This window comes from Microvirga sp. 2MCAF35, from assembly GCF_052115545.1.
GTDB lineage: Bacteria > Pseudomonadota > Alphaproteobacteria > Rhizobiales > Beijerinckiaceae > Microvirga.
Window position 1 is genome coordinate 1 of sequence record NZ_JBFRGW010000068.1, and the last position, 12,412, is coordinate 12,412.

6 protein-coding genes are annotated in these 12,412 nt (G+C 60.8%); 2 read left to right on the forward strand and 4 right to left on the reverse strand.

Annotated features, from left to right (window positions below; translation table 11 throughout):
• Positions 1-494 precede the first annotated feature (494 nt).
• From AB4097_RS20930 to AB4097_RS20945, 4 genes are all read right to left on the reverse strand, one after another.
• Complete coding sequence (locus AB4097_RS20930) at positions 495-1,619, reverse strand: adenylate/guanylate cyclase domain-containing protein (protein WP_442043141.1); 1,125 nt, start codon at positions 1,617-1,619, stop codon at positions 495-497.
• A gap of 117 nt (positions 1,620-1,736) precedes the next feature.
• Complete coding sequence (locus tag AB4097_RS20935) at positions 1,737-2,525, reverse strand: E2 domain-associated cysteine-rich protein (RefSeq protein ID WP_442043131.1); 789 nt, start codon at positions 2,523-2,525, stop codon at positions 1,737-1,739.
• Positions 2,522-4,057: an adenylate/guanylate cyclase domain-containing protein gene (locus tag AB4097_RS20940; protein ID WP_442043133.1), complete on the reverse strand. Its 1,536-nt coding sequence runs from the start codon at positions 4,055-4,057 to the stop codon at positions 2,522-2,524. The genes AB4097_RS20935 and AB4097_RS20940 overlap by 4 nt, the downstream gene beginning before the upstream one ends.
• Positions 4,058-4,423: 366 nt before the next feature.
• On the reverse strand, positions 4,424-8,131 hold the full coding sequence (locus tag AB4097_RS20945) for a vitamin B12-dependent ribonucleotide reductase (protein ID WP_442043135.1): 3,708 nt from the start codon (positions 8,129-8,131) through the stop codon (positions 4,424-4,426).
• 856 nt (positions 8,132-8,987) lie between these two features.
• On the opposite strand from AB4097_RS20945, the gene AB4097_RS20950 reads away from it, so the two are divergent.
• Positions 8,988-11,258, forward strand: a complete 2,271-nt coding sequence (locus AB4097_RS20950) for a calcium-binding protein (protein ID WP_442043137.1) — start codon at positions 8,988-8,990, stop codon at positions 11,256-11,258.
• Positions 11,259-11,733: 475 nt separating this feature from the next.
• Positions 11,734-12,306, forward strand: coding sequence for a hypothetical protein (locus AB4097_RS20955; protein WP_442043139.1), 573 nt, complete (start codon positions 11,734-11,736; stop codon positions 12,304-12,306).
• Positions 12,307-12,412: the final 106 nt, after the last annotated feature.

A 12,412-nucleotide genomic window follows, 5' to 3' on the forward strand; every position in this document is an offset into this window, starting at 1 on the left:
TCATCGCTCGTCATCGCTCGGCTACAAGCCACCCGCACCCGAGGTAGTGCTATGGCCGGCTGCGCAACCCAGACCAGCTCCGCAGGCCACACCCACCGTAGCCCCACGACCCATCATGCACTAACATTAACCCCGGACCACCTCGCGGGGGCTGGCCAAAGTAGCCTGGGACTCAGAATTGAAGGTGGCCCACTCGGTCGTGCCGCGGGTGACGGCAATGCAAGCTGCCAAGGACAGGCTAGACCAGCCGTAAATATCGCCTGAGGGGCCAAACGAAGGCATTCTTGCTTTCGGGTGACTGGATCGGTCGCCTTCGATTTGCGCCGCTATATTACTCGATGGCAGCTCTCCTGAAAGGGTTGGGCCTTTCCAGTGCCATTCACTCTAGCTAGGCATAGCACTGGAACGATGATCCGGCTCTACACTACACTGCTGGTCGAGCGTGGCTGCTGTCACTGAGGTCAACTCCCTGCAATCCGGCTGCCGCCTTTTACTCAGTCGCAAGATACGAACGCCGAAAACACTTGCCCGTTCTTAGAGGGTAGATGACGCAACTCACCACGAAAGCGAGTTTTGATCTGCTCGTCCGCCAAGTGCCCGAATAAGGTGTCGCTTACTCTCACACGGCCCAGGGGCCGCCCTTCGGTGCAGAGCCGTGCCTGCTCATAGCGAGCGGCGCTGTTGACAGTTTCGCCGACAAGCGTGAACCCGATCCGATCGGACGCTCCAAAGTCCCCCATGATGACTTCCCCCAAGTGAATGCCAATGCGCACGTCGAGCGGAAGCTCCTTTGCCGTGACCATCGCGCTGATCCGATCCGATGCCTCCAAAGCAGCCTGCATCGCTTTCGGAGTGTACAAGCCTATACGGCCATGGTCCGGCACGCGCCAGAAGCCCATCAAGCCGTCGCCCATGGTCTTGTCGATCTGGCCTCCGGCATCAATGATCGCCTTCGCCTGAATGTCGAGGAGCTCTCGGAGAACGCCGGCTACCTGCGAAGGATCAAGATCTTTTGCGTACGTAGAGAAGCCTGCAAGATCGCTGAACCAAACGATGGCCGATGTACGGACAGGTTTGATCCGTTCCGTAACGCCGCGATGCAGCGCGGCGTAAGCGGCGTGCAAGCCATCATCGCATACAAAACGACGGAGGAGATGATCAATATCCTTACGGTTCTCGATAAGATCTTTCCGTTGACTTGTGGCGTCATCAAGTTTGGCTGTGAGGCAGCGCCCAACCGTTTCGTGCCAGCAGGCTCTTTGCTCGACCGTCATGTCGCTGATGTCCGAGCTGTCGATTTCCCACACGGCGGCAGGCCCGTTCGCAATCATAGCGGCTCCTCGGAGTGGAAGGCCCGCTGAGCCATTCGGTCGGTAGAAGGCCGCTTCGCCGATGAGATCGCCACGGCTTCGGCGCACGATCTTCGGGCCGAGCCTGACATCGATCTCTCCGCGATCTACAATCCAGAAGCAGTATGCTGGCGACTCCGGTTCACAGAGGGTTTCGCCATCGTTCAATGGCCGCAGCCGCTCAGTCTTGGTGAGAACCTCTCGGATGAGCGCTGCATCAGGACAGAAACGGGTCAGGAAGAGATCAATCCCCGTTTCCTTGTTGGGCATTGTCGTCACGAACATCTCCTGGAAAGTATCAGCGGCTTGGACCAAGGGATCTGATGTGCTTGGCTTGGCACGCCACGGTCCGGTCTTTGCGGAATCATCATGTTCTTTATCATCGCCTCATATTGCCAAAGGGCATTCATCCAGTGTCCCGCAGCAGCGGAAATCAAGGTCTTTTAGGGTTTTGGAGAACTTCTGCTCGGCTCGCCTCCAGCCATCGATCGCGAGCGTAAACGCAGTGAGTTCTCGGGCATGGATTCCACAGGACCGGAGAGGGAGCCCAAGACGCTCTGCCTCGTCACATTTGCAGAGGGCTCGCTGGGTCATGACCCTGTGGTGCCGCTCCACGACGGAAATGAGCTTGCGGCCATCGCGAAGCAGCTGGATCCTATGCTCCCCCTTGACCGCGTGCCGCTTCGTCGTGAAGCGACCGGACTTCAGATTCTGGACGAAGGTCTCCCCTAAGGCCACGGCGAGACGTTCGGCTTCAGCCTGGTGCCTTGCCGCTTCTGGCCCATGGGCACGGGCGTCGGCCTTGCCGGGCCATCTCCTCTGGCTCCGGGCTGTATCCTGCCTCCTGAGAAAAGCGAGGAGCTTGGTCCACCATTCCCGCGCTTCATCAGGCGAAGCAATCACGAGCGGCTCGGCCTCCGCCCAATAGAGGCAGAAGGATCCGTCGCCGTTGATATGCCGCTCGGGACACCACCCGGGGAGCAACGAGGTCGTTTCCTCCTGAGCGGACACCGTACTGCCGTTCGCCGTCACACGGATCCGGTAGATCGTCGGCGGAGCTCCCGACGGTCGCGGCGGAGCAACTGTGAAAGTCGCCCAGTCGCCGGAATAGTCGACGAGGACCGCATGGTGCTCGGCCGCCGTATCCCGCAGGATTGCCAGCGGGCCTATCGTCATCCGAGATCTGCAGAATAGGGCCGGATCGGCTTCTCGGCCGCCTTGGCAAGGGCCGGGCTGGTCACGACATAGGCAGCGACGACTGCTGCCTTCGCTGTCTTGTCGTTGTCGGCGGCCAAGCCCTCGACCGCATCGTCATAGGTCAGCCGGCTCCGCTTGCGGCTGGAGCCGAAGAGCGTCCGAACGGCCTCCGTGCCAGTCTTGTAGGCGGCAAGGCCGATTGCCGTCTCGAGTCCTTCGCACCTACGCTGCTCATCCTCGGAGGAAATAACGCCACGGCTGACCGAGCAGCGCGTCCGCCGCCCCTGGATGCCGAGCCGTGTTACCGTCATCGGTCCATAGTCGAAACCAATGGCGAGGCCGAGATTATCGATATCGACCTCTTTCTCCTTCAACCGCTCAAGCGCAAGGTCGAAGCTGCTGCGGAGAGCCCCGGCACATAAAGTCGCCGTCGAGACGGTCGCCTCCGCGTCTGTCGTGTGAGCCGTGCCCTCCAGCAGGAGCCCGTGAATGCAGTCCCCGATGAAGCGGACCTTGCATCCACCGAAATCGGACGTCAGCACCCGGTCGAGTTCCGATCGCAGAACGTGAAGGCACCTAACGACATCTTCCGGTTCATCATCGATGTGGTCATCCACATACCGCGTGAAGTTGTCGATGTCCGCATAGACCGACACGGCCTCGAAGCGCCTTGAATTACCGGGCGTGAGGATACTGATGTCGAGGTTTCGCAGGGGAGGTGTGGGACGGGAGAATTTGAAGGCTCCAATCGGATTCTCGTCATTGTCCTTGCGCCATTCCTTCACGATCGTTTCCTTGCCGACACCGAGATCGGCTGCCTCCTGGCAGGCCTTGATCTCGTCTGTCGTTAGGGGCGTTGTGGCGTCCTTGCCCTCATCCAGGGCGTCCAGGCCGATCGCGGTCCGGGCGGCGTTCGTCAGGAATATCCCTTTGGCCTTTCCATTCGACGCCAGCTTCGCCGCCTTGTTGGCGGGACTGCCCAGGAAAAGCGGCTCACGCCCGCCGTTCCGGCCGTTGTTGACGACGAGGGCACGCCCGGTGTCGATCCCCATCCGCACTACGGCGTTCGGGATCTTCTCATCGTCGTCGCCGGTTTCCGCAAGAACGTCGATGATCAACTGAGCAATCGCGACGGCGCGATTGACGCGATCGGTCTCCTCGTCCTCCCCATACGGCTTCGCAACCACGGCATGGAGGCGCTGGTTGTGGAAGTCGACGCGCCTGGCCTCGCAACGGGACAGGATCCTGCTCACAGCCCGGTAGTGGAGGTTCAGGAACCTCAAGGTTCGCTTATGGCACGTCTCGCCTTCGGTGTCGGTGGTCCCGAGAAGGTCGGTCAGGTTGAGGATGTCTGCATACAGATGCACTGCATCCATCCGATAGGCCTTGTTTCTCGGGATTGACTCCAAGGTCATGTCACGGGTGTAGTCGACGATCTCGACCTTCTCGACCTCCTTGATCCTTTGGTCGATCTGTTCCTTGGCGCGATCGTATTTCCAAGAGTTACTCATCGAAAATCCTGTTCTGAGCCTTCGAAGGCTCTGTGTTGATCCTCAGCCTGCGCTGCCGTATGCGCGCTTTCGGCCAAGGTTCCGGATATGTTCCGTTCGGGTTTTTGCGGCAGGCTCGCGCCTGCCGCTGCTACCGGATTGGTCTATTCTCAAGGGGCCCCGCTGAATGCGGCGAGGTGTTGACTCATCTGGGCCAAGCTTCAGGTTCGATACTGTGAACCTTAAGGTCCAATAAGCCTGGCCTTTTCAGCACGCCGGCGACTGCGGCGGGCTGCTGTGACAATTGAGTCAGGCTGAAGGGTGAATCCAGCCTAACTTTGGTTCCACTCTCAGAGCGCCATCATAAACATCAACAGCTAAGTTTCTTTACGAGCACCCCGTCGTGCTGCCGCAGGTATCGCACTTCAAGCATGTCCCGTTCCGCACCAGCGTGAAGTTCGCGCATTCGGGGCAGGATTCGCCGACATAGCCCTTCATCTTGGCCTCGGCGCGCCGGTCGGCGACCGAGGGGGCGGGGGCTGCGAAGGCGAGCTTGGACATCTCGGCTTCGCCGACCTTTTCCTCTGCCTGCGCGGCGGGCTGGGCGAGTTCGCTCTTCAGCGCGTTCGCGCCGACCGTCATGCCGCCCGTGCGCTGAATAATGCCGGTGGCGCTGCCACCGCCGCCGGGGATCAGCATGAGGCGGTCGACGGAGCCGCGGGTGAAGCCGCGGGACACGATGGCCGTGGCCGGTGCGGGCTCTGGCGCCTTCGACTGGGCTTCGCCCTGCCCGATGGTGGTGGGGCCTGCTTCCGACGGGTCCACGTGGGCGAGGTCGTTGCGGGAGAGATACGAGACCGCGAGCTCGCGGAACACGTAGTCGAGGATCGAGGTCGCAGACTTGATGCGCTCGTTGCCCTGGACAAAGCCCGCTGGCTCGAAGCGCGTGAAGGTGAAGGCCTCCACGTATTCCTCCAGCGGCACGCCGTATTGCAGGCCGAGCGAGATCGCGATGGCGAAGTTGTTCATCATGGCCCGGAAGGCGGCGCCTTCCTTGTGCATGTCGATGAAGATCTCGCCGAGGCGTCCGTCGTCATATTCGCCCGTGCGCAGGTACACCTTGTGGCCGCCGACGACGGCCTTCTGGGTGTAGCCCTTGCGGCGGTCGGGCATCTTCTCGCGGTCGCGCAGGGCGACGACACGCTCGACGATCTTTTCCACGATCTTTTCCGACACGTGCGCTGCCTTTGCGGCGGCGGGGAGGGCGGCGACCGTTTCGGCGGCGTCCTCCGCATCCTCGTCCTCATCGGCGATGAGGGCGGAGTTGAGCGGCTGCGAGAGCTTGGAGCCGTCACGGTAGAGGGCGTTCGCCTTCAGCGCCAGCTTCCAGGAGAGCATGTAGGCGTTCTTGCAATCCTCGACGGTAGCGTCGTTGGGCATATTGATGGTCTTGGAGATCGCACCCGAGATGAAGGGTTGCGACGCCGCCATCATGCGGATGTGGCTCTCCACCGAGAGATAGCGCTTGCCGATCTTGCCGCAGGGATTGGCGCAATCGAACACCGCATAGTGCTCCTGCTTCAGGAAGGGCGCGCCTTCCAGCGTCATCGCTCCGCAGATGTGGATGTTCGCGGCCTCGATGTCGGCCTTCGAGAAGCCGAGGAAAGAGAGCAGGTCGAAGGACGGATCGTTGAGCTTTTCCGCAGGCACCTTCAGTTTGCCGGTGAGGAAGTCCTCGCCGAGCGTCCAGCGGTTGAAGACGAACTTGATGTCGAAGGCCGATTTCAGGCCCTTCTCCACCGCGTCGATCTTCTCGTCCGTGAAGCCCTTCGCCCGCAGCGAGCCCGGGTTGATGGCGGGCGCCTGCTTCATGGAGCCGTGGCCGACCGCATAGGCCTCGATCTCGGCGATCTCCGACTCGCGGTATCCCAAGGTCCGCAGCGCGTCGGGCACGGCCCGGTTGATGATCTTGAAGTAGCCGCCGCCGGCGAGCTTCTTGAACTTCACGAGCGCGAAGTCGGGCTCGATGCCGGTCGTGTCGCAATCCATCACGAGGCCGATCGTGCCGGTCGGCGCGATGACGGTGGCCTGCGCGTTGCGGTAGCCGTTCGTCTCGCCGAGTTCCAGGGCACGATCCCAAGCCGCCTTCGCATGGGCGACGAGATCGGCGTCCGGGCAGGAGGCGTGATCGAGCGGGACCGGATTGACGGCGAGGCCCTCATAGCCCTCCGCCTGTCCATGCGCCGCGCGGCGATGGTTGCGGATCACGCGCAGCATGTGCTTCGCGTTGGCCTTGTAGTTCGGGAACGGCCCGAGTTCGCCCGCCATCTCGGCCGATGTGGCATAGGACACGCCGGTCATGATCGCCGTGATCGCGCCGCCGAGCGCACGGCCCGCATCGGAATCGTAAGGCAGGCCCATGGTCATGAGCAGGCCGCCGATATTGGCGAAGCCGAGGCCGAGGGTGCGGTACTCGTAGGAAAGCTGCGCGATCTCCTTCGACGGGAACTGCGCCATCATGACGGAGATTTCGAGCACGACGGTCCACAAGCGGCAGGCATGCTCGAACGAGCCGGCGTCAAACTTGTGGTTCTGGCGGTCGAAGAACTGCAGCAGGTTGGCCGAGGCGAGATTGCACGCCGTGTCGTCCAGGAACATGTATTCCGAGCACGGGTTCGACGCCCGGATCCGGCCACCGGCAGGGCTGGTGTGCCAGTCGTTCATGGTGGTGTTGAAGTGCAGGCCCGGATCGGCCGACGCCCAGGCGGCATGGCCGATCTGCTCCCACAGGTCGCGGGCCTTCAGGGTCTTCAGGACCTTGCCGTCCTTGCGGGCCTTGAGATGCCAGTCGGCATCGTTTTCCACGGCGCGCAGGAAATCGTCGGTGAGCGAGACGGAGTTGTTCGAGTTCTGGCCGGAGACCGTGAGATAAGCGTCCGAATCCCAATCGGTGTCGTAGATCGGGAAGTCGATATCCGTGTAGCCCTGGCGCGCGAACTGGATGACGCGCTTGATATAGTTGTCCGGGATCATGACCCGGCGGGCCAGCTTGATCTCCTTCTTCAGAGCCGGGTTCTTCTCCGGATCGAAGCAGGCATCGCCCTCGGCCTCGCAGTTCACGCAGGCCTTCATGATGGCCTTGAGGTGCTTGTTGCCGAGCTTGGAGCCGGTCACGAGAGCCGCGACCTTCTGCTCCTCCTTCACCTTCCAGTCGATGTAGCTCTCGACGTCCGGGTGATCGACGTCGACCACGACCATCTTGGCCGCGCGGCGCGTGGTGCCGCCCGACTTGATCGCGCCGGCGGCCCGGTCGCCGATCTTGAGGAAGCTCATGAGGCCGGACGAGCGGCCGCCGCCGGAGAGCTTTTCACCCTCGCCGCGCAGCTTCGAGAAGTTGGAGCCGGTGCCGGAGCCGTACTTGAACAGGCGCGCCTCGCGCACCCACAGGTCCATGATGCCGCCCTCGTTCACCAGATCGTCCTCGACGCCCTGGATGAAGCAGGCATGCGGCTGCGGATGCTCGTAGGCCGACTTGGACTTGGTCAGCTTGCCGGTCTTGTAGTCCACGTAATAGTGGCCCTGGCCGGGGCCATCGATGCCGTAGGCCCAGTGCAGGCCGGTGTTGAACCATTGCGGGGAGTTGGGCGCCACCATCTGGTTGGCGAGCATGAAGCGCAGCTCGTCGTAGAAGGCCTGGGCATCCTCCTCGGAGGAGAAATAGCCGCCCTTCCAGCCCCAATAGGTCCAGCAGCCGGCGAGGCGGTCGAAGACCTGCTTGGAGGAAATTTCGGAGCCGAATCGCTGATCCTCGGGGAGCTGGCCAAGCGCCGCCTCGTCGGGCACGGAGCGCCACAGCCAAGAAGGAACGTCGTTCTCCTCGACCTTCTTCAGACGGGCCGGAACGCCCGCTTTACGGAAATACTTCTGCGCCAGCACGTCGGACGCGACCTGGCTCCAGGTCTCCGGCACCTCGATGTTGTCGAGCTTGAAGACGACCGAGCCATCCGGATTGCGGATCTCGCTCGTGGCGAGCCGGAAGGCGAGGGAGGAATAAGGCGATTGGCCGGTTTTCGTATAACGCCGCTCGATCCGCATTGTCACATTCCTAAATACTGAGGACAAACGTCCCCGTGGCCGCGATTTGCCCCGCAGCTCATCAGCCCAAATTATTGTTCGACGCCCCAACGGTCCGTTCTGCGGACCGCCACACGCAACCGCCCGAGTTACGGACCTTCTCCAGACGCCACAGGCCGCGCGGCAACCCTTTGCCACGGAGCTCTGACGCTTACTCTGGGGAGGTTCCAGCCGCCCTTTCGAGGTCGGCCGCCGGTCTCTGATCGGTACCCCGGCAAGCTAGTCGTGTTGCGAGCCTTACGTCAAGAACTTGTGTCGTGGCCCGTGGTTCCAACTATATATAGTGGAGAAGTGTTAAGAATGTGGAAAACTAGCTAAGCCTTGGAGACTCCTCTGAGAATCCTTTCAGAGATTTTTCTCCGGCCAAGCTGTGGCGGCGCAGAGCCGGCGCGAAATGGGGCGAGATGTTGTGCCGGCGCATCAATGGATGATGGGGAGGGCAAGTACGGTAAAAAAACGCTCCAAGCCCGGAAATCCCGTGAATCCGGGAAAACGTGCCTCAGAATCGCCGAAATGGAATCAGCGCAGAATCGGTTGCAGATTTGGAGAGTCGGGTGCTGCCATCTCGTCGCCGTTCAAAGCATTTCTGACCAAGGACGACAGCTTCAAAGCGAACGAAATGACTTGAGGAAAGCGGACACCACTTAAGGCAGAATTCCAGAGCGCAAGATTCTGGTGTGCCAGCGCACTTAGTGCAACAAAATTGCAACTTTTCTGCGGGGGTTATCCCTCAAGCGCAACCGTGAGCTTATAGAAAATGTAATAATATTCAGTAGCATTTCTCTGGCCGCCCAATTGCGGGCCAGGAGTAGATGTTATGACGTTTTCCATTCAGCAGGCGATGTTCGAGTTCTTCAGCGGAAGTCTCGGCTCCTACTGGGGAACAAATCTGGGCCGCCCGATCACAGGCGCTCCTACAGGCGGGAGTCCGGACTTCGATTGGGGTTCTGAAATTCCGGAAGGCACATATATCGATATGGAGGTCGTTGGACAACTACCACCTCCCAACATACCTGAAGAGTGGCAGCAGCGGTATATCGACGGAAATTACTATTTCTTCGATGATGACGGGCGACTGGTCGGCGGGAGCGTCCGTGTTTCGAATCCGGGCTCCAACCTATTCAATCATGTGCCGAGGGATGCACAAGGGCGTAAGCTCCCGGGGACTTGGTATGTAAATGGGCAGAAGGTGATCGTCGGTGACGCCATCGTGCTGCATATCGGGGATGCGCCAGAAAATGGCAATTCGCTTGAGGATGAGACAGAAGAATATGTCGTTCATGCTGAGGCGATTATTCTGGATTTGAGGGACGAGGCTGACGGTGAGATCGGCTCCGATGATGCGACACTAGGAGAGAACGCGATCCCACTTTTAATCTCTGCGGATCCGATTGTAATTGATATCCGCGACCTTTCTGACGACGAATCTGAGGAGAGTGACGCGCCTCTCCAGCCCGAAATGCACTTTGAGATCGTCGATACGCCCCTGTCCTCAGCATGGAGCGAGGGAAAAGGGGCCTATGTACAACTTGGCTCAAAGGTGCGGATGCAAAACATCCGCTTTGTAGACGATAAAACGGGTCAGGAGCGGATCGGAAGCTTCAGCTTGGAAACATCCTCCGGTTCAAAGACTCAGGTCACCGTCGGCACGTCAGGAAACGATACCATCAGCGGCAGTGGCTGGCTGATGGGAGCAAATGGCAATGACTCGATTTCCGGGGGCGCGAATGCCGATCTGATCCTCGGAGGCGATGGCAATGATATGATTGCTGGCGGTGCGGGTGCCGATACCCTCAATGGCGGCAATGGCATCGACACACTCGTCTATACGGCTTCGAGCAATGCCTACGTTGATCTACGCACAGGCGCAGTCGGTGGCCAAGCCGCAGGCGACGTCATCCTCAACTTCGAGAATGTGATTGCTGGCGCTGGTAATGACACTCTCTACGGAAGTGCTGGCGCCAACGAGCTGAACGGGCAAGGGGGCGATGATCTCCTTGCTGGCGGCAGCGGCCATGACACGCTCCTGGGCGGCGCCGGCAATGACAGCCTCTATGGCGATGACGGTAACGACCTCGTCATGGGCGGTGCTGGCAACGACATCATCCAGGGCGGTGCGGGTGCGGACACGCTCAGCGGCGGCGATGGCACCGACACGCTTGTCTATGGTGGTGCCGAGGTTGCTCTGGTCGATCTGCGCACCGGCTATGTGGCCGGTCAGGCGGCGGGCGACGTGATCAGCGGCTTCGAGAACGTGGTCGGCGGCTCGGGCCACGACACGGTCTACGGCAGCGTCGAGGCCAACGAACTGAACGGTCAGGGCGGCAACGATATCCTGGCCGGGGCGGACGGGGCCGACACCCTCTGGGGTGGCAATGGCAACGACTGGCTCGAGGGCGGCAACGGCAACGATGTCGTGTCCGGCGGCGCGGGCGCCGACACGCTCGACGGCGGCGCTGGCACCGACACGCTGGTCTATGGCAGCGCGGAGGGCGCTCTGGTCGATCTGCGCACCGGCTATGTGGCCGGTCAGGCGGCGGGCGACGTGATCAGCGGCTTCGAGAACGTGGTCGGCGGCTCGGGCCATGATACGGTCTACGGCTCGGCCGATGCCAACGAGCTCAACGGCCAGGACGGTAACGACATCCTGGCCGGTGCCGACGGCGCCGACACCCTGTGGGGTGGCAATGGCAACGACTGGCTCGAGGGCGGATCCGGCAATGACCTGCTTGCGGGCGGGGCCGGTGACGACCGTCTGGTCGGCGGCGCGGGCAACGACGCGCTGCACGGCGAGGCGGGCCGCGACACCTTCGTGTTCGACACGGCGCTGAATGCCACCACGAACGTCGACGAGATCGTCGGCTTCAGCGCGGCTGAGGACTGGATCGGCTTGAGCCGGAGCGTGTTCGCTTCGGCGACCCTGAAGGTGGGGGCGAGTGCCACGACGGCGGGAGCGCAGATCGTGTACAACGCCGCGACGGGGGATCTGTCCTACGATGCGGATGGAGTCGGCGGAGTAGCGCAGGTGAAATTCGCGCATCTGGCGGCCGGCCTGGTGCTGACGTCAGCCAACTTCGTCCTGATCTGATCCGCACGCCATCTCTAGACCAGACGGCAAGGGCCGGTCTCACGACCGGCCCTTCTGCGTTAGGAAGGATTGGCGTTGCCCAAGTGGCAACGTCGGTCGATCCCAGGCGCTTGGCAGAGCGACTGTCTCGAACGGATGTAGCCGATCCGCTTGGCCAGATTGTGCAATTGCACGGCGAATTGATTTGTTTGAAGCGCAACCCCAATATCGTAGCAGCTATTGTATTATTTTATAACGTTTCAATTCATCGCGGCAAAGCTAGACGCAACCTTAGCCGTGGATATGAAGTAAGAGGGTTCCATGGCCGAAGATCTCCTGAGAGCTTTTTTGATTTTTGGAATAACAAGGGTGGCGGGGGCATTGCGTACGGGGGACCGGCACGGGGGGTGGGATCACGGGGAATGTCACCGGCGGTTCGGGAACGGGGTCATCATATAAGGCGCCCGCAATTAATCCTTATGCACAGACAAACCCAGTGCCGGAGGACTATTGTGAGGACGACGGGGGCGGAGTTGATGGCGGCCTGACGGATGAGAACGGTAACCAGATCTATATTGATATGAGGATTTTTGCGCCGGTTACGATGCCGAGTAGTTACAGTTCAACGCATAGAGAACTGCTTCGCCTAGAGTATAATTTCGACATGTGGCTCTATGGCGAGTCCAATGTCTGGCCACCTAATTTTCTTTATGAATCTCGCGACGAGCACTTCTCGGATGGCCACATTCATCCAGGCAATCTTATCGTTTATGCGGGCGGTGCCGGAGCAAATTCCACGGTCCCGACGGGTGAGGTATCGAGCTTCACGGTTCGCATGAGCCTCGGCACGTCGGGCAATGACGCAACCTATGGCGGATCCGGTTCCGAGTTTTTTTACGGCGGCGACGGCAACGACATCCTCTATGGCTATACCGGCAACGATATCATCCAGGGCGGTGCAGGTGCCGACACCATGGACGGCGGTGATGGCATCGACATGCTTGACTACCGCGGAGACACCGCCGGTGTGTACATCGTGGCCAGCCCCCGCGAGGTGGTACGGGGTTAATGTTAGTGCATGATGGGTCGTGGGGCTACGGTGGGTGTGGCCTGCGGAGCTGGTCTGGGTTGCGCAGCCGGCCATAGCACTACCTCGGGTGCGGGTGGCTTGTAGC

Excerpts from the sequence above, each read along its gene's own strand:
- AB4097_RS20945 (WP_442043135.1), bottom strand. The coding sequence starts at position 8,131 with ATGCGGATCGAGCGGCGTTATACGAAAACCGGCCAATCGCCTTATTCC.
- AB4097_RS20940 (WP_442043133.1), bottom strand. The coding sequence starts at position 4,057 with ATGAGTAACTCTTGGAAATACGATCGCGCCAAGGAACAGATCGACCAA.
- AB4097_RS20935 (WP_442043131.1), bottom strand. The coding sequence starts at position 2,525 with ATGACGATAGGCCCGCTGGCAATCCTGCGGGATACGGCGGCCGAGCAC.
- AB4097_RS20950 (WP_442043137.1), top strand. The coding sequence starts at position 8,988 with ATGACGTTTTCCATTCAGCAGGCGATGTTCGAGTTCTTCAGCGGAAGT.
- AB4097_RS20930 (WP_442043141.1), bottom strand. The coding sequence starts at position 1,619 with ATGCCCAACAAGGAAACGGGGATTGATCTCTTCCTGACCCGTTTCTGT.